The sequence below is a fragment of the Streptomyces sp. NPDC044044 genome (genome assembly GCF_056434405.1).
On record NZ_JBWKFG010000010.1, the window covers coordinates 152,472 to 171,834 of the forward strand.

The window sequence follows — 19,363 nt, forward strand, 5'->3', positions numbered from 1 at the left end:
AGAGCCTGACAACCCGCGTCCGGATCACGGTCCGGTGCGCTGCATCACTTAGGCATACCTAAGCTGACCTGCGGAAATGATCACTGATCGATCAAATCGGTGGCGCGCGGAGGCAGGGGCGAGGAGACTCTCTGACCATGTCCACACCCCCTCCCACCGGCCCTTTGTGTACGCGCGCGTCCCTCGCGACCGACCTCGGCGAGCTCGGTGTGAGCCCCGGTGAGACCCTCCTCGTGCACTCCTCGCTGAGCGCGCTCGGCTGGGTCAGCGGAGGCTCTGTCGCCGTCGTCCAGGCACTGCTCGACGCACTGGGCCAAAAGGGCACCCTGGTGGTCCCCACGCAGTCCGGCGACAACTCCGACCCCGCCGAGTGGGAGAACCCGCCCGTTCCCGAGTCCTGGTGGCCCGAGATCCGCGCCTCGATCCCCGCGTACGACCCGCGCACCACCCCCACCCGCGGCGTCGGCGTGGTCCCCGAGACCGTACGGACCTGGCCCGGCGCCCAGCGCAGCGCCCACCCGCAGACCTCCTTCGCCGCGGTCGGCCCCCGCGCGCAGGCCCTCCTGGAGGGGCACGCGCTGGACTGCCGCCTCGGCGAGCGCAGCCCGCTGGCCCGCCTGGAGGAATCGGGCGCCCGGGTGCTGCTGCTCGGCGCCGGATTCGACGCCTGCACCGCCTTCCACCTGGCCGAGTACCGGATCCCGGCTCCCCAGGTCGAGAACTCCTTCGCGGTGATGACCCCGCAGGGCCGCCGCTGGACGACCGTGCGCGAGACCTCCATCTCCGAGGAGCGCTTCGACGAGCTCGGCTCGGACTTCGAGCGGGACCGCCCCGTGGTGCGGGGCACGGTGGGCGCGGCGAAGGCCCGGCTCTTCCCGGTGGCCGACGCGGTCGCGTACGCACAGAGGTGGCTGGACACCCACCGCTCACGGGCCGAGTGGGCGGGCTGACAGCCCCCTGCCCGCGGCCCTCATCGCCCTCTCTAGACTTCCCGCCATGGGAAATGAGTCCGTCGTCCAGGTCACGGGACTGGTCAAGCGGTACGGCAGGAAGACCGCGGTGGACGGCCTCGACCTCCGGGTCCGCGCGGGTACCGTCACCGCGGTCCTGGGCCCGAACGGCGCGGGGAAGACCACCACGATCGAGACCTGCGAGGGCTATCGCAGGCCGGACGCGGGCACCGTCCGCGTCCTCGGCCTCGACCCGGCCCGCGAGGCCGGCGCGCTGCGCCCCCGCATCGGCGTGATGCTCCAGTCCGGCGGCGTCTACTCCGGCGCACGCGCCGACGAGATGCTGCGCCACATGGCCAAGCTGCACGCGCACCCGCTCGACGTGGGCGCGCTGATCGAGCGCCTTGGCCTGGAGAGCTGCGGCCGCACCACCTACCGGCGCCTGTCCGGCGGCCAGCAGCAGCGCCTCGCGCTCGCGATGGCCGTGGTCGGACGGCCCGAACTGGTCTTCCTCGACGAACCGACCGCGGGCCTGGACCCGCAGGCACGCCGGGCCACCTGGGATCTCGTACGCGATCTGCGCGCCGACGGCGTCAGCGTCATCCTCACCACGCACCACATGGACGAGGCCGAGCAGCTGGCCGACGAGGTCGCGATCATCGACACGGGCAAGGTCATCGCCGAGGGCACTCCTGAGGAGCTGTGCCGCGGCGGCGCCGAGAACACCCTGCGCTTCTCGGGACGCCCAGGACTGGACGTCGGCTCCCTGCTCAAGGCACTCCCGCCGGACTCGGCCGCGGCCGAACTCACCCCGGGCGCCTACCGCGTGAGCGGCACGGTCGACCCGCAGCTGCTCGCCACGGTCACCTCCTGGTGCGCGCAGCACGGCGTGATGCCGGAGAAGATCGCCGTCGAACGCCACACCCTCGAAGACGTCTTCCTCGAGCTCACAGGCAAGGAGCTGCGCGGATGAGCGCCGCCGGTACGTACTCACCGAAGCCGGGCGCCGCCCCGCTCTCCCGCATGATCGCCGCGCAGGCCGCGCTGGAGACGAAGATGCTCCTGCGCAACGGCGAACAGCTGCTGCTCACGGTCGTCATCCCCACGCTCCTGCTCGTGCTGTTCAGTGCCGTGGACATCGTCGACACGGGTGACGGCACGGCCGTGGACTTCCTTGCCCCCGGCATCCTCGCCCTCGCCGTGATGTCGACGGCGTTCACCGGGCAGGCCATCGCCACCGGCTTCGAGCGCCGCTACGGCGTCCTGAAGCGGCTAGGCGCGTCCCCGCTCCCCCGCTGGGCCCTGATGGCGGCGAAGACCCTGTCGGTCCTGGTCACCGAGGTCCTGCAGATCGTGCTCCTGACGGTGATCGCCTTCGCCCTCGGCTGGTCACCGCACGGCAACCCCTTCGCCGTCCTGCTCCTGCTGATCCTGGGCACCGCGGCCTTCTCCGGGCTCGGCCTGCTGATGGCGGGCACCCTGAAGGCGGAGGCGACGCTGGCCGCGGCCAACCTCGTCTTCCTGCTCCTGCTGGTCGGCGGCGGGGTCATCGTGCCGCTGGACAAGTTCCCCGACGCGGCCCAGTCGGTGCTCGGCCTGCTGCCGATCTCCGCCCTCTCCGACGGCCTGCGGGACGTGCTGCAGCACGGCGCGGGGATGCCGTGGGGTGACCTCGGGATCCTCGCGGTCTGGGCCGTGTTGGGGCTCGGGGCGGCCGGCAGGTTCTTCCGCTGGGAGTGATCGGGAGTAAGCGGCGTCACAGAAGCACCGGATACGTCCCCCTCGTGAAGCCGTGCACAAGCGGCCCCCTACGATGGTCCCCGTGCCAAACGTGACCCGAGCCGACGCCGTCTCCGCCGTGCGCAACCCGCTCGCCTTCATCGCCGAACGCTGGACCCCGCAGCAGCGGACCGTCCGGCACGCAGCCCTCATCTCGCTCGCGATGACGGTGTGCATCGTGGTCACCGGCGGCGCCGTCCGCCTGACCGGCTCGGGCCTCGGCTGCCCGACCTGGCCCAAGTGCACCGACGAGTCCCTGACGGCCACGCACGAGATGGGCTTCCACGGGTACATCGAGTTCGGCAACCGCATGCTGACGTACGTGCTGTGCGCGGCCGTCGGCTGGGCGATCATCACGGCGCGCTCGCAGAAGCCGATGCGGCGCAGCCTGACGCGGCTCGGCTGGATCCAGTTCTGGCTGGTCATGGGCAACGCCGTGCTCGGCGGCATCGTCGTGCTCGTCGGCCTGAACCCGTACACGGTCGCCGCGCACTTCCTGCTCTCCACCGCCCTGATCGCGGTCGCCGTCACGATGTGGCAGCGCACCCGCGAGGGCGACGGCGAGGCGCGCCCGCTGGTCGGCAAGGCCGTGGCGCAGCTCGTGTGGTTCCTGGTCGCGGCATCCGTGCTGCTCATCGCGGTCGGCACGGTCGTGACGGGCTCCGGGCCGCACGCCGGTGACTCCAGCGAGGTGCCGCGGATGGGCTTCGACTGGGAGACCGTCAGCAAGCTGCACGCCGTGCTCGCCTGGATCGTGGTGACGCTGACGTTCGCGCTGTGGTTCGTCCTCAAGGCGGTCGACGCCCCCAAGGGCCCGCTGCACCGCACCCGCGACCTGTTCCTGATCCTGCTCGCCCAGGGCGCGATCGGCTACGTCCAGTACTTCACGGACCTGCCCGAGGTCCTGGTCGGCCTGCACATGTTCGGCTCGTGCGTGGTCTGGATCGGCGTGATGCGCGTCCTGCTCTCGCTGCGCGAACGCCCGCACGCGACGGCGGAGGTCCCGTCCCAGAGCGGCGACTCCCAGCTGTCGGCGGTCTGAAGCACCGCTGCGTCAGCTCTCCGAGACCGTCAGCTCTCCGAAAGGCCGTACACACGCCCGGCGTTGCCCGCCGCGATGAGCCCGGCCACCCGCTGCGCGTCCGGCAGCGACCACGCCCCTTCCGCGACCCACCCGCCGAGCACGCGCCCCAGCGCCTCCCCGAAGAGCCGCGCGCCCACCACGTGCAGCTCGGGGAGCCCGTGCGCGCCGCTGGAGAACAGCAGCTTGCCGAAGGGCGCGAGCTCCAGGATCTCCGCGAGCACGGCGGCGGCGCGGGCACCCGTGCGCACCAGGGCGGGCCCCAGATCCGCGTACACGTGCGGGAAGACGCCCGCGAGGTCGGCGGCATTGCGGTGGTACGGATAGCCGTGCAGCAGGACCAGGTCGGTGCCGAGGCCGGCGGTCGCCCGCGCGAAGCCCCCGAAGTACCCCTGCGGGTCGCCCGCCCCCGCGTGCAGCTGCAGCGGGCGCCCCGAGGCGACGGCGATCCACAGCAGATGTCTGAGCAGGACCGGGTCCTGGAGCGCGCCGCCCACCTGTCGCCGGGCGAGCCAGCGGTCCGCCGCGCCCCGCACCTCGCCGGGCCCCGGCGGTTCGGGGGCCAGGGCGAGAGAGCGCCGGACGCCCGCCACGGAGGTGAAGGCGACGGCGTTCGCGGCGGCCGCGTGTACGGACTCGGCGAGATTGGCCAGGAACGAGTCGACGGTCCCGGAGGTGTCGGCCACCTGTTCGGCCAGTAATTCCAGGCGGACGATCTCGTGGGCGTCGGCGTCCCCGGCGGACGCCATCTCGCCGGGCCCCGTCAGATCGCCGGGCAGCCCCGTGTCCACGAGATACGTCGTGATGCCGCTCCCCCGCAGCAGCCGCCGTCCCGACTCCAGTACGCCCAGCTCGCGACGGCGTGCGAGGTAGCGCGCGGGCGTGCAGTGCGGTTCGAGACCGAGCAGCGGGGGGCACCAGCGGCGTACGGCGAAGCCCGTCTGGGTGTCGAAGAAGGTGGTGCCGGGCGCGGGAGGCCCCTCGCCGCGGCCGAGGTGGGCCTCGAAGGTGCCGAGGCCCAGCTCCGTACGCAGCACACCATGGCAGTACTGGTCCACCAGGGACGGCGTTTCGATCATCCGGGCTCCCTGTAGGCGGACCGTGCTCCTGCTCCTACGGTCCTAACGGGTGACCCGGGCGTCAGGTGTTGCTTTCGGTCAGTCTGTCCGCGGCGGCCTCAGCCGTTGTTCGGGCCGCCGAGCTGAATGCCCGCCATGCGCGACCACTCGTAGGGGCCGGTCTTCACCTTGGCCGCGAAGTCGCCGTCGAAGTCCTCGTGGACCGTGATCCCGGCCTTCTCGACGGCGCTCTGCGCGATCGCGTAGGTGGGCGCCACCAGGTCGCCCCAGCCGCCGTCCTCGCCGACCAGGACGATGCGGGTGCCCTCGTGCCCGATGTAGGCGACCTGCGCCTCGGCACCGCCGTGCGCCTGGGTGAAGGTGCCGATCTGCTTGGCCAGCTTGGCGGCCTTCCGCTCGGCGCGGGCGGCCTGCTTGCTGTCCTCAACCTGCTGCGTCTCTGCCATGAGCAGGATGCTACCGACGGGTAGATCAACTGGCGACGGGCGGGGCACGTGGCGTTCAACACCACGTGCCCCGCCCGTCGGCGAAGCCGAGACGCTCAGCGGAGGAAGGGGTCCACCGCGACCGCCACGAACAGCAGCGAGACGTAGGTGATCGACCAATGGAAGAGCCGCATCTCCTTGAGCTTGCCGCCCGTGACCTCGGCCTTGGCGCGGTTCTGCAGACCGTGCGCCTCCCACAGCCACCAGCCGCCGGTCACGAAGGCCACCGCCGTGTAGAACCAGCCGGTGTAGCCAAGGGGCTGCAGGAGCAGCGAGACCCCGACCATCACCCAGCTGTAGAGGACGATCTGGCGGGCGACCACTTTGTTCGACGCGACGACCGGGAGCATCGGAACGCCCACGCGCGCGTAGTCGTCCTTGACCTTCATGGACAGCGGCCAGTAGTGCGGCGGCGTCCAGAAGAACATGACGAGGAAGAGGATGACCGGCGCCCACGACATGGAGTTGGTGACCGCGGACCAGCCGATGAGGACCGGCATGCAGCCCGCGATGCCGCCCCAGACGATGTTCTGCGAGGTCCGGCGCTTCAGGATCATCGTGTAGACGACCACGTAGAAGAGCAGTGCTCCCAGTGCGAGCCAGGCGGACAGCCAGTTGACGACGAGGCCGAACAGCAGCGTCGAGGCGACCGCCAGCGCGACGCCGAACACGAGGCACTCGCGCGGACTGACCATTCCCGTGACCAGGGGCCGCTGGGACGTACGGTCCATCAGGGCGTCGATGTCGCGGTCGATGTACATGTTGAGCGCGTTGGCGCCGCCCGCCGACAGGTAGCCGCCCAGGCAGGTCACGAAGACCAGCCAGAGGTCGGGCACCCCCTGCTCGGCGAGGAACATCACCGGAACGGTGGTGATCAGGAGGAGTTCGATGATTCGCGGCTTGGTCAGCGCCACGAACGCCATGACACGGGCCCCGAGCGGCCGGTGGCTTGGGCTAGAGCTCGTCCCAATTGCTCCCGCTGGACGGGATTCAACGGCCGTCACGCACACCCCTGACAGAGACTTCCCAGCAAGCCGCGTCGGACGTTCAGACATGAAGATCCGGTAAAGGCTCGCGCGTACCACGCCACTGTAGACGTTGCCCATACCTCGCCCTTCGCGGGGGTGGGGTCGTGTTGAGCGGCGTGTTGAGCGGCCCGAAACATGGCCCGACACCCGTTCAGATGAGCGGCCCCGCACTCGTTCCGAGAGTCCAGATGAGCGGCCTTCAGATCACATGGTGAACACCGTGGATCCCTTTCGGGAGGCGGATACCGGCGCACCCCGGCACTCTGGAATGACTCGAAAAAATGCACGTCTTTACAGCGGTAGGCTCGACATCGGCCGGTGGGATCTACATCGCCGGCATTCGACATGTGGAGAGGAGCCCTGACTCAGGGTGAGCACCAAGCCGACCACCACAGACCTCGAGTGGACCGAACTGGACCAGCGGGCTGTTGACACCGCCCGCGTCCTGGCCATGGACGCAGTACAGAAGGTCGGCAACGGCCATCCTGGTACGGCCATGAGCCTCGCGCCCGCCGCGTACACCCTCTTCCAGAAGGTGATGCGGCACGACCCCGCTGACGCCGAGTGGACCGGCCGCGACCGGTTCGTTCTCTCCGCGGGCCACTCGTCCCTGACCCTCTACATCCAGCTCTACCTGGCCGGCTTCGGCCTGGAGCTCGATGACCTGAAGGCGTTCCGCACCTGGGGTTCGAAGACCCCCGGCCACCCGGAGTACGGGCACACCACGGGCGTGGAGACGACGACGGGCCCGCTCGGCCAGGGCGTCGCGAACGCCGTGGGCATGGCGATGGCCTCCCGCTACGAGCGTGGCCTGTTCGACCCGGAGACCGCCACGGGCGAGTCGCCGTTCGACCACCACATCTTCGCGATCGCCGGTGACGGCTGTCTCCAGGAGGGCATCTCCGGCGAGGCGTCGTCGCTGGCCGGGCACCAGAAGCTCGGCAACCTCGTACTGCTGTGGGACGACAACCACATCTCCATCGAGGGCGACACCGAGACCGCGGTCTCCGAAGACACCATGAAGCGGTACGAGGCCTACGGCTGGCACGTCCAGCGTGTGGAGCCCAAGGAGAACGGCGACCTCGACCCGGCCGCCCTCTACAAGGCGATCCTGGCCGCGAAGGCCGAGACGGAGCGCCCCTCCTTCATCGCCATGCGCTCGATCATCGCCTGGCCCGCGCCGAACGCGCAGAACACCGAGGCCGCGCACGGCTCGGCGCTCGGCGACGAAGAGGTCGCGGCCACCAAGCGTGTCCTCGGCTTCGACCCGGAGCAGAACTTCGAGGTCTCGGACGAGGTCCTGGCGCACACCCGTGCGGCGCTCGACCGCGGCCGTGACGCCAAGGCCGAGTGGGAGAAGGGCTTCGCCGCCTGGCGCACCGCCGACTCCGCGCGCGCCGCCGACTTCGACCGCATCGCCGCGGGCGAGCTCCCCCAGGGCTGGGAGGAGAAGCTCCCGGTCTTCGAGGCGGGCAAGGGTGTCGCGACGCGTGCCGCGTCCGGCAAGGTCCTGCAGGCGCTCGGCGCGGTGATCCCCGAGCTGTGGGGCGGCTCCGCCGACCTCGCGGGCTCGAACAACACCACGATCGACAAGACGTCGTCGTTCCTCCCCGCGGGCAACCCGCTGCCGGAGGCCGACCCGTACGGCCGCACGATCCACTTCGGCATCCGCGAGCACTCCATGGCCGCGGAGATGAACGGCATCGCGCTGCACGGCAACACCCGCATCTTCGGCGGCACCTTCCTGGTGTTCTCCGACTACATGCGCAACGCCGTCCGTCTGTCCGCCCTGATGCACCTTCCGGTGACGTACGTGTGGACGCACGACTCCATCGGTCTCGGCGAGGACGGCCCGACGCACCAGCCGGTCGAGCACCTGGCCTCGCTGCGCGCCATCCCGGGCCTGAACGTGGTCCGCCCGGCGGACGCGAACGAGACCGCGGTCGTGTGGCGCGAGATCCTCAAGCGCTACACCAAGGAGTTCGGCAAGGGCGCCCCCCACGGCCTCGCGCTGACCCGTCAGGGCGTGCCGACGTACGACCGCGAGGTCACCGAGGGCGCGGTCAAGGGCGGTTACGTCCTGTTCGAGGCCGACGGCGGCGCTCCCGAGGTCGTCCTCATCGGCACCGGCTCCGAGGTGCAGCTCGCCGTCGAGGCGCGCGAGCAGCTCCAGGCCGCGGGCGTTCCCACGCGCGTCGTCTCGATGCCGTGCGTCGAGTGGTTCGAGGCGCAGGACAAGGAGTACCGCGACAGCGTGCTTCCGCCGTCCGTCAAGGCGCGCGTGGCGGTCGAGGCGGGCATCGGCCTGACCTGGCACCGCTTCGTGGGTGACGCCGGGCGCATCGTCTCGCTGGAGCACTTCGGTGCGTCGGCCGACGGCAAGGTGCTCTTCCGCGAGTTCGGGTTCACCGCCGATCACGTGGCGGCCTCCGCCCGGGAATCGATCGACGCCGCTCAGCGCTGACGCCGACATACGACCAAGTAGGAGATGTAATCCTCATGACAGACGCACTCAAGCGCCTCTCCGACGAAGGCGTCGCGATCTGGCTGGACGACCTGTCGCGCAAGCGGATCACGTCCGGCAACCTCGCCGAGCTGATCGACCAGAGCCACGTCGTGGGTGTCACGACGAACCCGTCGATCTTCCAGAAGGCGATCAGCAGCGGCGACGGTTACGAGCAGCAGCTCACCGACCTCGCCGCCCGCAAGGTCACCGTCGAAGAGGCCATCCGCATGATCACGACGGCGGACGTCCGTGACGCCGCCGACATCCTGCGCCCGGTCTTCGACGCGACGGGCGGCCAGGACGGCCGCGTGTCGATCGAGGTCGACCCGCGCCTGGCGCACAACACCGAGGCGACCGTCGCCGAGGCCAAGCAGCTCGCCTGGCTGGTGGACCGCCCGAACACGCTCATCAAGATCCCGGCGACGAAGGCGGGCCTGCCCGCGATCACCGAGGTCATCGGCAAGGGCATCAGCGTGAACGTGACGCTGATCTTCTCGCTCGAGCGCTACCGCGAGGTCATGGACGCGTTCCTGGCGGGCCTGGAGAAGGCGAAGGCCGCGGGCCTGGACCTCTCCAAGATCCACTCGGTGGCGTCCTTCTTCGTGTCCCGCGTGGACACCGAGATCGACAAGCGCCTGGACGCGCTGGGCACCGACGAGGCCAAGTCCGCCAAGGGCAAGGCCGCGCTCGCCAACGCCCGTCTCGCGTACGAGGCGTACGAAGAGGTCTTCTCGTCCGACCGCTGGGCCGCGCTCGACAAGGCGCAGGCCAACAAGCAGCGTCCGCTGTGGGCCTCGACCGGCGTCAAGGACCCGGCATACAAGGACACCCTGTACGTCGACGACCTGGTCGCGCCGAACACGGTGAACACCATGCCGGAGGCCACCCTGGAGGCCACCGCCGACCACGGCCAGATCACGGGCAACACCGTGGCCGGGACGTACGACGCCTCGCGCGGCGAGATCGAGGCCGTCGAGAAGCTCGGCATCAGCTACGACGACGTGGTGCAGCTGCTCGAGGACGAGGGCGTCGAGAAGTTCGCGGCGTCCTGGAACGACCTGCTCAAGTCCACCGAGGCGGAGCTCAAGCGCCTCACCCCTTCGGAGGGCTGACCATCTTGTCAAGCAGCAATCCGCTGCGTGACGCCGCAGACCGACGGCTCCCGCGTATCGCGGGGCCGTCGGGCCTGGTCATCTTTGGCGTCACGGGCGATTTGTCCCGTAAAAAGCTGATGCCCGCTGTCTACGACCTCGCCAACCGAGGCCTTCTTCCGCCGGGCTTCTCCCTCATTGGTTTCGCCCGCCGCGAGTGGCAGGACGAGGACTTCGCGCAGGAGGTGCACGACGCGGTCAAGGAGCACGCGCGCACGCCCTTCCGCGAGGAGGTCTGGCAGCAGCTCATCCAGGGCATGCGCTTCGTCCAGGGCAACTTCGACGACGACGACGCCTTCGAGCAGCTCAAGGCCACCATCCAGGACCTCGACAAGGCGCAGGGCACGGGCGGCAACTTCGCCTTCTACCTCTCCGTGCCGCCGAAGTTCTTCCCCCAGGTCGTCCAGCAGCTCAAGAAGCACGGGCTCGCGGACGCTCCCGAGGGCTCCTGGCGCCGCGGGGTCATCGAGAAGCCCTTCGGGCACGACCTGGCATCCGCCAAGGAACTCAACGCGATCGTGCACGAGGTGTTCGACCCGGACCAGGTGTTCCGGATCGACCACTACCTCGGCAAGGAGACCGTCCAGAACATCCTGGCGCTCCGCTTCGCCAACCAGATGTTCGAGCCGATCTGGAACCGGTCGTACGTGGACCACATCCAGATCACGATGGCCGAGGACATCGGCATCGGCGGCCGCGCCGGGTACTACGACGGCATCGGCGCCGCCCGTGACGTCATCCAGAACCACCTGCTCCAGCTGATGGCGCTGACCGCGATGGAGGAGCCCGCCTCCTTCGACGCGGACGCGCTGGTCGCCGAGAAGGCAAAGGTCCTCGGCGCCGTGAAGCTGCCCAAGGACCTCGGCGAGAGCACGGTCCGCGGTCAGTACGCCGCGGGGTGGCAGGGCGGCGAGAAGGCCGTCGGCTACCTCCAGGAAGACGGCATCGACCCCAAGTCGAAGACCGACACCTACGCGGCCATCAAGCTGGAGGTGGACAACCGCCGCTGGGCGGGCGTCCCGTTCTACCTGCGCACCGGCAAGCGCCTGGGCCGCCGCGTCACGGAGATCGCGGTCGTCTTCCAGCGCGCGCCCCACTCCCCCTTCGACCACACGGCGACGGAGGAGCTGGGCCAGAACGCGATCGTCATCCGCGTCCAGCCCGACGAGGGCATCACGGTCCGGTTCGGCTCCAAGGTGCCCGGCACCTCGATGGAGATCCGCGACGTGTCGATGGACTTCGCGTACGGCGAGTCCTTCACCGAGTCCAGCCCGGAGGCGTACGAGCGCCTGATCCTGGACGTCCTGCTCGGCGACGCCAACCTCTTCCCGCGCACGGAGGAGGTCGAGCTCTCCTGGAACATCCTCGACCCGATCGAGGAGTACTGGGACAAGCACGGCAAGCCCGCGCAGTATTCGTCCGGGACCTGGGGCCCGACCGAGGCGGACGAAATGCTCGCACGAGACGGACGGAGCTGGCGTCGCCCATGAGGATCGACCTGACGGACATCACGTCCAGCAAGATCAACAAGGCGCTCGTGAAGGGCCGCAGAGCGATCGGCACCCCGGCCGTCGGCATGGTGCTCACCCTCGTCATCGTCACCGACGAGGAGAACGCCTACGACGCCCTGAAGGCCGCCAACGAAGCATCCCGCGAGCACCCTTCGCGCACGCTGGTCGTCATCAAGCGCGCCGCGCGCTCGCCCCGCGACCGCACGACGTCGCGCCTCGACGCCGAGGTGCGGGTCGGCGCGGACGCGGGCACCGGCGAGACGGTGATCCTGCGGCTGTACGGCGAGGTCATCAACCACGCCCAGTCGGTCGTCCTGCCGCTGCTGCTCCCTGACGCCCCCGTGGTCGTGTGGTGGCCGGTCAACGCGCCGCTCAACCCGGCCAAGGACCCGCTGGGCGCGCTCGCCCAGCGCCGCGTCACGGACACGTACGCCGCCGAGCAGCCGATCCACGAGCTGACCGCGCGCGCCGACGCCTACAGCCCCGGCGACACGGACCTGTCTTGGACCCGGATCACCCCGTGGCGCTCGATGCTCGCGGCGGCGCTCGACCAGATCACCTGCAAGGTGACGTCGGTCGAGGTGGAGGGCGAGGAGTTCAACCCGAGCTGCGAGCTGCTCGCCATGTGGCTCGCCGACCGCCTCGACGTCCCCGTCAAGCGCTCGCTCTCCTCGGGCCCCGGCCTGACGGGCGTACGCATGGACACCGACTGCGGTCCCATCGTGCTGGGCCGCGCCGACGGCTCGCTCGCCACGCTCTCCATGCAGGGGCAGCCCGACCGTGCGGTGGCGCTCAAGCGTCGCGAGACGGCCGAGCTGATCGCCGAGGAGCTGCGCCGTCTCGACCCGGACGACACCTACGCGTCCGCGCTGAAGTTCGGCGTGGACCGCCTGGGCGAGCCGGCGGAGCAGACGTCGGTTCCCGCGGTGGAGGAGCCCGCCGATGCGGCCAAGAAGGCGGCACCGGCGAAGAAGACCGCGGCCAAGAAGGCGGCGGCGAAGTGAGCGCGGCCCCGCAGCTGGTCGTGCACCGCGACAAGGAGCTGATGGCGCAGGCCGCGGCGGCCCGCCTCATCACGAAGATCGTCGACGCGCAGGCCGCCCGCGGCTACGCCTCGGTGGTCCTCACCGGCGGCCGCAACGGCAACGGCCTGCTGGCGGCGCTGAGTTCGTCCCCGGCGAAGGACGCGATCGACTGGTCGCGCCTGGACCTGTGGTGGGGCGACGAGCGCTTCCTGCCGGACGGCGACCCGGAGCGCAACTACACCCAGGCCAAGGAGGCACTGCTCGACTCGGTGCCCCTGAACCCGGCCCGGGTGCATCCGATGCCCGCGTCGGACGGTGCGTACGAGGTGGACGCGGCGGCCGAGATGTACGCCGCCGAGCTCTCCGCGGCTGCGGGGCCCGAGGACCACGGCCCGGTGCCGACGTTCGACGTGCTGATGCTGGGCGTCGGCCCGGACACCCATGTCGCCTCGCTCTTCCCGGAGCTGCCCGCGGTCCGCGAGACGGAGCGGTCGGTGGTCGGCGTGCACGGCGCGCCCAAGCCGCCGCCGGTCCGCGTCACGCTCACGCTCCCGGCGATCCGGGCGGCCCGTGAGGTGTGGCTGCTCGCGGCGGGCGAGGACAAGGCGAACGCCGCGGCGATCGCCCTGTCGGGCGCGGGCGAGGTACAGGCGCCCGCAGCGGGCGCGTACGGCAGGTCGCGGACGCTGTGGCTGCTCGATGCCGCGGCGGCGGCGCAGCTGCCGCGCGATCTGTACCCGCCGGCTTCTCCCTGAACGGCTCGTACGGCAGTACGGCCCGGTCCACCTCGCTGGTGGACCGGGCCGTACTGTTTTCAGCGGCTCAACGCCCGCGCAGCGTCCGGTACTTGGCGACCAGAGCGGTCGTCGAACCGTCCAGGTCCGGCACGTCCGCGCCCTCGGTCAGGGCGGGCTCGATGCGCTTGGCGAGGACCTTGCCGAGCTCGACGCCCCACTGGTCGAAGGAGTCGATGTTCCACACGGCGCCCTGCACGAACACCTTGTGTTCGTAGAGCGCGACGAGTTGGCCGAGAACCGACGGCGTCAGCTCCTTGGCGAGGATCGTCGTCGTCGGGTGGTTGCCCTGGAACGTCTTGTGCGGGACGAGTTCGTCCGGCACGCCCTCGGCGCGCACCTCGTCGGGCGTCTTGCCGAAGGCCAACGCCTGCGTCTGCGCGAAGAAGTTGGCCATCAGGAGGTCGTGCTGGGCGACAAGGCCCGGCAGCAGATCGGCGACGGGCTCGGCGAAGCCGATGAAGTCCGCCGGGATCAACTTCGTGCCCTGGTGGATGAGTTGGTAGTACGCGTGCTGTCCGTTGGTGCCCGGCGTGCCCCAGACCACCGGGCCCGTCTGCCAGTCGACCGGCTCGCCGTCACGGCCGACGGACTTGCCGTTGGACTCCATGTCCAGCTGCTGGAGGTAGGCGGTGAACTTGGAGAGGTAGTGCGAGTACGGCAGGACCGCGTGCGACTGGGCGTCGTGGAAGTTGCCGTACCAGATGCCCAACAGGCCGAGGAGCAGCGGCACGTTGGACTCGGCGGGGGCCGTGCGGAAGTGCTCGTCGACGAGGTGGAACCCGTCGAGCATCTCGCGGAAGGCGTCCGGGCCGATCGCGATCATCAGCGAGAGACCGATCGCGGAGTCGAACGAGTAGCGGCCGCCGACCCAGTCCCAGAACTCGAACATGTTGGCCGTGTCGATGCCGAAGTCGGAGACCTTCCCGCCGTTCGTCGACAGGGCCACGAAGTGCTTGGCGACCGCGCTCGGGTCGGCACGCATCTCGGTCAGGAGCCAGTTGCGCGCCGAGGTCGCGTTCGTGATCGTCTCGATCGTGGTGAACGTCTTCGAGGCGATGATGAACAGCGTCTCGGCCGGGTCCAGGTCCCGCACGGCCTCGTGCAGGTCGGCGCCGTCGACGTTCGACACGAAGCGCACGGTGAGGTCGCGGTCGGTGAAGGCCCTGAGCGTCTCGTACGCCATGGCGGGACCGAGGTCCGAGCCGCCGATGCCGACGTTCACGATGTTCTTGATGCGCTTGCCGGTGTGCCCGGTCCACTCGCCGGAGCGGACCTTGTCCGCGAAGGCGGCCATCTTGTCGAGCACGGCGTGCACGGCGGGCACCACGTTCTCGCCGTCGACCTCGACGACCGCGTCCCGCGGGGCGCGCAGCGCGGTGTGCAGGACCGCACGGTCCTCGGTGGTGTTGATCTTCTCGCCGCGGAACATGGCGTCCCGCAGGCCGAAGACGTCGGTGGCCGCGGCAAGCTCGCGCAGGAGCGTCAGCGTCTCGTCCGTGACGAGGTGCTTGGAGTAGTCGACGTGCAGGTCGCCGACCTGGAGCGTGTACCCGGTGCCGCGCGCCGGGTCCTTGGCGAACAGCTCACGCAGCTGCACCTCCCCCAGCTGCTCCCGGTGCTTGCCGATCGCCGCCCACTCGGGCGTCTGGTTGAGCCTGGCGCGGCTTTCTGCGTTCATCTCGGACTTCAGCCTTCTCTCGTACCTGTGTACGTACCTTGCCCCGCTGCACGTTCCAACCTAATTGATCAGGGCCCGGTATGAGATGTCTGCAGCTGTCTGTCCGGACACGTGCCGGTAAACCTCACGTGAAAGCGTGAAAGCCGGACGACTCCGTGAAAAGCGCAGCGGCCGGACATCCGAAGATGTCCGGCCTCGTCGCAAGTCCTAGATCTCGCCCCGCAGTTTGGCGAGCGCCTCCGCGAGAATCGCCTCGCCGTCCGCATCGCTGCGCCGCTCACGTACATACGCCAGGTGCGTCTTGTACGGCTCGGTGCGGGGCGGGTCCGGCGGGTTGTCCCGGTCCTGACCAGCTGGGAAGCCGCAGCGGGGGCAGTCCCAAGTATCGGGGACCTGCGCGTCGCTGGCGAAGCTGGGCACCGTCTCGTGTCCGTTGGAGCACCAGAAGGAGATGCGCAGTCGCGGCGCGGACTCACCGCGCTCGGCCTCGCCCATCGGCCCCGCCCCGACCCGACTTCCTCGGATCGCGTTGCCACTTGCCACGGTCGTAACTCCCTGCGTGATGGTGCTGCTGCGGGCGCCTCAGTCTACGTAAGGCCCAACGCGCGTCCAGTGTTCGGAGTTACACCCTCCACCCCGACACGCAAGCCCCATGATAATCCGCGCTTGTGAGCGCGCACCGTACATGGGGCTTTAAGCGAAGCTTTCGCAAGGTGGCAATCAAGCCGCTTTCGCGGTCAGTTGTTCACCTTCATCAACAGGCCGAGCACGACAATGCACGCGAACCAGAGAAGACCGACCACGACAGTGATGCGGTCGAGGTTGCGCTCGGCGACCGAAGAGCCACCGACGGACGACTGCATACCGCCACCGAACATGTCGGAAAGACCGCCGCCCTTGCCCTTGTGCATCAGCACCAGCAGCATCATCAGCAGGCTGAAGACGATCAGGGCGATCGAGAACCCCATAACCACGGCTGGACCAACTTCCTCGGATCTGAATCGACTCTGTATCGACGACGGGGGCCGGTGCCTCTGGATGAGAAGCCGCCCGGCCCCCGCAAGGGTACGACGTATCGGCGCTACCGCATACTCACTGGTCGCGGAAGCGGACGATCTTGACGAACTCGTCCGTGTCGAGCGCGGCGCCGCCCACCAGGGCGCCGTCGACGTCGGCCTGCGCCATGATCGCGGCCACATTGCCGGACTTCACGGAGCCGCCGTACTGGATGCGCACCTTGTCGGCGAGCTCCTGCGAGTACAGCTCGGCGAGGCGGCCACGGATCGCGCCGCACACCTCCTGGGCGTCCTCGGGGGTCGCGACCTTGCCGGTGCCGATGGCCCACACCGGCTCGTAGGCGATCACGATGGACTCGGCCTGCTCGGCCGGCAGGTCCTTCAGACCGCCGTCGAGCTGGGCCAGGGTGTACTCGATCTGCTGGCCGGCCTCACGGATGTCCAGGCCCTCGCCGATGCAGAGGATCGGGGTCAGGCCGTGCTTGTAGGCGGCCTTCACCTTGGCGTTGCAGATCTCGTCGGTCTCGTCGTGGTACTGACGGCGCTCGGAGTGGCCGACGGCCACGAACGTGCACTTCAGCTTCGAGAGCATCGGGCCCGAGATCTCGCCGGTGTAGGCACCGGTGTCGTGGGCCGAGATGTCCTGGGCGCCGTACTTGATCTTGAGCTTGTCGCCGTCGACCAGGGTCTGCACCGAGCGCAGGTCGGTGAAGGGGGGCAGGACGGCGACCTCGACGGCCTCGTAGTCCTTGTCGGCCAGGGCGAAGGCGAGCTTCTGGACGTGGGCGATGGCCTCGAGGTGGTTGAGGTTCATCTTCCAGTTGCCCGCCATCAGCGGGGTACGCGTAGTCATCAGGTGTCAGTTCTCCAGTGCGGCGAGGCCGGGGAGCGTCTTGCCCTCGAGGTATTCGAGGGAGGCGCCGCCGCCGGTGGAAATGTGGCCGAATGCGTTCTCGTCGAAGCCCAGGATCCGGACGGCCGCGGCGGAGTCGCCACCGCCGACGACCGTGAAGGCCGGGGAGTCGAGGAGAGCCTGGGCGATTGCCTTGGTGCCCTCGGCGTAGTCGGGGTGCTCGAAGACGCCCATCGGGCCGTTCCAGAAGACGGTGCCCGCGTCGGCGAGCTTCGAGGCGTAGAGCTTACGGGTCTCGGGTCCGATGTCGAGACCCTCCTGGTCGGCCGGGATGGCGTCCGCGGCGACCGTGGTGGGGTTGGCCGGGGCCTTGGTCTTCAGGTCCGGGAACTCGGTGGAGACCAGTACGTCGACGGGCAGGACCAGCTCGACGCCGTTCTCCTCGGCCCGCTTGATGTACTCCTCGACGACCGGGACCTGGTCCTCCTGGAGGAGGGAGATGCCGACCTCGTGGCCCTGGGCCTTGAGGAAGGTGTACGCCATGCCGCCGCCGATCAGGAGACGGTCGGCCTTGCCGAGCAGCTGGTCGATGACGGCCAGCTTGTCGGAGACCTTGGCGCCGCCGAGCGCGACGACGTACGGGCGCTTGACGTCGTCGGTGAGCTTCTTCAGGACGCCGACCTCGGTGGCGATGAGGAAGCCCGCGTAGTGCGGAAGGCGCGCCGGAAGGTCGTAGACGGAGGCGTGCTTGCGGTGCACGGCGCCGAAGCCGTCGCCCACGTAGACATCCGCGAGGGCGGCGAGCTTGTCGGCGAACTCGCCGCGCTCGGTGTCGTCCTTGGACGTCTCGCCCGCGTTGAAGCGGAGGTTCTCGATGACGGCGACCTGGCCGGGCTCGAGACCGTCGACCGCCTCGTGCGCGGCGGGGCCGACGGTGTCCTGGGCGAACGCCACGGGCTTGCCGAGGAGTTCACCGAGGCGCTCGGCGGCGGGCAGCAGCGAGAACACCGGGTCCGGGGCGCCCTTGGGGCGGCCGAGGTGCGAGGCGACGATCACCTTGGCGCCCGCGTCGGCGAGCTTGGTGACGGTCGGCAGGACGGCGCGGATACGGCCGTCGTCGGTGATGGTGCCGCCGTCGAGCGGCACATTGAGGTCGGCGCGGACGAAGACCCGCTTGCCTTCGACCCCTTCGGCGAGAAGTGCGTCAATCGTCTTCATGGCTGGACTCCAGGACTCCTTAAGAGGGCTGACGTGCAACAAGGCCCGGACCACGCAGTATCGCGCGGTCCGGACCCTGTGCTCACATCGAGGTGCCTGCTCTGGTGATCAGAGCTGACCGCCGACGAAGACCGTGAGGTCGACGAGGCGGTTGGAGTAGCCCCACTCGTTGTCGTACCAGCCGAGGATCTTCACCGTCTTGCCCTCCTGGACCATGGTCAGGGAGGAGTCGAAGGTGCAGGAGGCCGGGTCGCTGACGATGTCGGACGACACGATCGGGTCCTCGGTGTAGAAGAGGATGCCCTTGAGGTCGCCGTCGTCGGCGGCCTTCTTGAACGCGGCGTTGACCTCGTCCTTGGTGACATCGCGCTGCAGGTCGACGACGAGGTCGGTGGCGGAACCGGTCGGGACCGGGACGCGCATCGCGATGCCGTCGAGCTTGCCCTTGAGCTGCGGAAGGACCAGAGCGGTGGCCTTGGCGGCACCGGTCGTGGTCGGGATGATGTTCTCGGCGGCGGCGCGGGCGCGGCGCAGGTCCGAGTGCGGGAAGTCCAGGATGCGCTGGTCGTTGGTGTACGCGTGCACCGTCGTCATCAGGCCCTTGACGATGCCGAAGTTCTCGTCGAGAACCTTCGCCATCGGCGCCACACAGTTGGTGGTGCAGGACGCGTTCGAGATGACGTGGTGGTTGGCCGCGTCGTACTTGTCCTGGTTGACGCCCATCACGATGGTGATGTCCTCGTCCTTGGCCGGAGCCGAGATGAGGACCTTCTTCGCGCCACCGGCGATGTGCTTCTCGGCATCGGCCTTCTTGGTGAAGATGCCGGTCGACTCGATCACGATGTCGACGCCGAGCTGTCCCCACGGGATGTCGGCGGGGTTGCGCTCGGACAGCACCTTGATGGTGTGGCCGTCGACCGTGATGGTGTCCTCGGTGTGCGACACCTCGGCCTTGAGACGGCCCAGGATGGTGTCGTACTTCAGGAGGTGCGCCGTAGTCGCGGTGTCACCCAGGTCGTTGACAGCCACGATCTCGATGTCCGCACCCTGCTCAAGCAGCGCCCGGAAGTAGTTGCGCCCGATGCGGCCGAAGCCGTTGATGCCTACGCGGATCGTCACGAACCGATCTCCTCGTTGGTACGCCGGTTTCAGACGCCGGCGAGTTGTATGGGATGTCCCCGACCGCCTCCGACCCTACCTCTCTGA

At 69.3% G+C, this 19,363-nt stretch carries 18 protein-coding genes; 9 read left to right on the forward strand and 9 right to left on the reverse strand.

Annotation, left to right across the window (positions count from 1 at the left end; all coding sequences use genetic code 11):
• The first annotated feature begins 137 nt into the window (after positions 1–137).
• From AC07AG_RS34300 to AC07AG_RS34315, 4 genes are all read left to right on the forward strand, one after another.
• Positions 138–950, forward strand: coding sequence for an AAC(3) family N-acetyltransferase (locus tag AC07AG_RS34300; protein ID WP_478760187.1), 813 nt, complete (start codon positions 138–140; stop codon positions 948–950).
• Between the two features lie 46 nt (positions 951–996).
• The gene (locus AC07AG_RS34305; RefSeq protein ID WP_478760189.1) at positions 997–1,923 is read left to right on the forward strand and encodes an ABC transporter ATP-binding protein; all 927 of its coding nucleotides are present in this window, start codon (positions 997–999) and stop codon (positions 1,921–1,923) included.
• Positions 1,920–2,690: an ABC transporter permease gene (locus AC07AG_RS34310; protein ID WP_478760191.1), complete on the forward strand. Its 771-nt coding sequence runs from the start codon at positions 1,920–1,922 to the stop codon at positions 2,688–2,690. The genes AC07AG_RS34305 and AC07AG_RS34310 overlap by 4 nt, the downstream gene beginning before the upstream one ends.
• A gap of 73 nt (positions 2,691–2,763) precedes the next feature.
• Positions 2,764–3,771 (forward strand): COX15/CtaA family protein, encoded by a 1,008-nt coding sequence (locus AC07AG_RS34315; RefSeq protein ID WP_478760193.1) that lies wholly within the window; start codon positions 2,764–2,766, stop codon positions 3,769–3,771.
• 29 nt (positions 3,772–3,800) lie between these two features.
• Here AC07AG_RS34315 and AC07AG_RS34320 read toward each other — a convergent pair whose 3' ends face one another.
• The 3 genes from AC07AG_RS34320 to AC07AG_RS34330 all read right to left on the reverse strand — a co-directional run bounded on the left by AC07AG_RS34320 (position 3,801) and on the right by AC07AG_RS34330 (position 6,384).
• On the reverse strand, positions 3,801–4,889 hold the full coding sequence (locus AC07AG_RS34320) for an amidohydrolase family protein (RefSeq protein WP_478760194.1): 1,089 nt from the start codon (positions 4,887–4,889) through the stop codon (positions 3,801–3,803).
• Between the two features lie 98 nt (positions 4,890–4,987).
• A complete protein-coding gene (locus AC07AG_RS34325) occupies positions 4,988–5,335 on the reverse strand; it encodes a hypothetical protein (protein ID WP_478760195.1) in 348 nt (115 codons plus the stop codon).
• A gap of 95 nt (positions 5,336–5,430) precedes the next feature.
• A complete protein-coding gene (locus AC07AG_RS34330; protein ID WP_478760638.1) occupies positions 5,431–6,384 on the reverse strand; it encodes a heme o synthase in 954 nt (317 codons plus the stop codon).
• Positions 6,385–6,772: 388 nt separating this feature from the next.
• On the opposite strand from AC07AG_RS34330, the gene tkt reads away from it, so the two are divergent.
• From tkt to pgl, 5 genes are read left to right on the forward strand one after another with little or no spacing between them, the layout of a single operon-like run.
• On the forward strand, positions 6,773–8,866 hold the full coding sequence (gene tkt, locus AC07AG_RS34335) for a transketolase (protein ID WP_478760196.1): 2,094 nt from the start codon (positions 6,773–6,775) through the stop codon (positions 8,864–8,866).
• 35 nt (positions 8,867–8,901) lie between these two features.
• Positions 8,902–10,020 (forward strand): transaldolase, encoded by a 1,119-nt coding sequence (gene tal / locus AC07AG_RS34340; RefSeq protein WP_478760198.1) that lies wholly within the window; start codon positions 8,902–8,904, stop codon positions 10,018–10,020.
• A 5-nt stretch (positions 10,021–10,025) separates the two neighbouring features.
• Complete coding sequence (zwf, locus tag AC07AG_RS34345) at positions 10,026–11,549, forward strand: glucose-6-phosphate dehydrogenase (protein ID WP_425575102.1); 1,524 nt, start codon at positions 10,026–10,028, stop codon at positions 11,547–11,549.
• Positions 11,546–12,574: a glucose-6-phosphate dehydrogenase assembly protein OpcA gene (gene opcA, locus AC07AG_RS34350; protein WP_478760201.1), complete on the forward strand. Its 1,029-nt coding sequence runs from the start codon at positions 11,546–11,548 to the stop codon at positions 12,572–12,574. Before zwf ends, opcA begins: the two co-directional genes overlap by 4 nt.
• Complete coding sequence (pgl, locus tag AC07AG_RS34355; RefSeq protein WP_478760203.1) at positions 12,571–13,350, forward strand: 6-phosphogluconolactonase; 780 nt, start codon at positions 12,571–12,573, stop codon at positions 13,348–13,350. The genes opcA and pgl overlap by 4 nt, the downstream gene beginning before the upstream one ends.
• A gap of 67 nt (positions 13,351–13,417) precedes the next feature.
• On the opposite strand, the gene pgi is transcribed toward pgl, so the two are convergent.
• The 6 genes from pgi to gap form a co-directional block, all read right to left on the reverse strand.
• A complete protein-coding gene (gene pgi, locus AC07AG_RS34360) occupies positions 13,418–15,070 on the reverse strand; it encodes a glucose-6-phosphate isomerase (protein ID WP_478760204.1) in 1,653 nt (550 codons plus the stop codon).
• Between the two features lie 207 nt (positions 15,071–15,277).
• Entirely contained in the window at positions 15,278–15,613 is a 336-nt protein-coding gene (locus AC07AG_RS34365; RefSeq protein WP_078077905.1) for an RNA polymerase-binding protein RbpA, read from the reverse strand.
• A 194-nt stretch (positions 15,614–15,807) separates the two neighbouring features.
• Positions 15,808–16,038: a preprotein translocase subunit SecG gene (secG, locus tag AC07AG_RS34370; RefSeq protein ID WP_135329442.1), complete on the reverse strand. Its 231-nt coding sequence runs from the start codon at positions 16,036–16,038 to the stop codon at positions 15,808–15,810.
• 124 nt (positions 16,039–16,162) lie between these two features.
• Positions 16,163–16,939 carry a triose-phosphate isomerase gene (tpiA, locus tag AC07AG_RS34375; protein WP_478760206.1) on the reverse strand — a complete coding sequence of 259 codons (777 nt, stop codon included), beginning with the start codon at positions 16,937–16,939 and terminating at the stop codon, positions 16,163–16,165.
• Between the two features lie 6 nt (positions 16,940–16,945).
• Positions 16,946–18,157, reverse strand: coding sequence for a phosphoglycerate kinase (locus AC07AG_RS34380; RefSeq protein ID WP_478760207.1), 1,212 nt, complete (start codon positions 18,155–18,157; stop codon positions 16,946–16,948).
• 108 nt (positions 18,158–18,265) lie between these two features.
• Positions 18,266–19,276 carry a type I glyceraldehyde-3-phosphate dehydrogenase gene (gene gap, locus AC07AG_RS34385; RefSeq protein WP_249590615.1) on the reverse strand — a complete coding sequence of 337 codons (1,011 nt, stop codon included), beginning with the start codon at positions 19,274–19,276 and terminating at the stop codon, positions 18,266–18,268.
• Between the last annotated feature and the right edge of the window lie 87 nt (positions 19,277–19,363).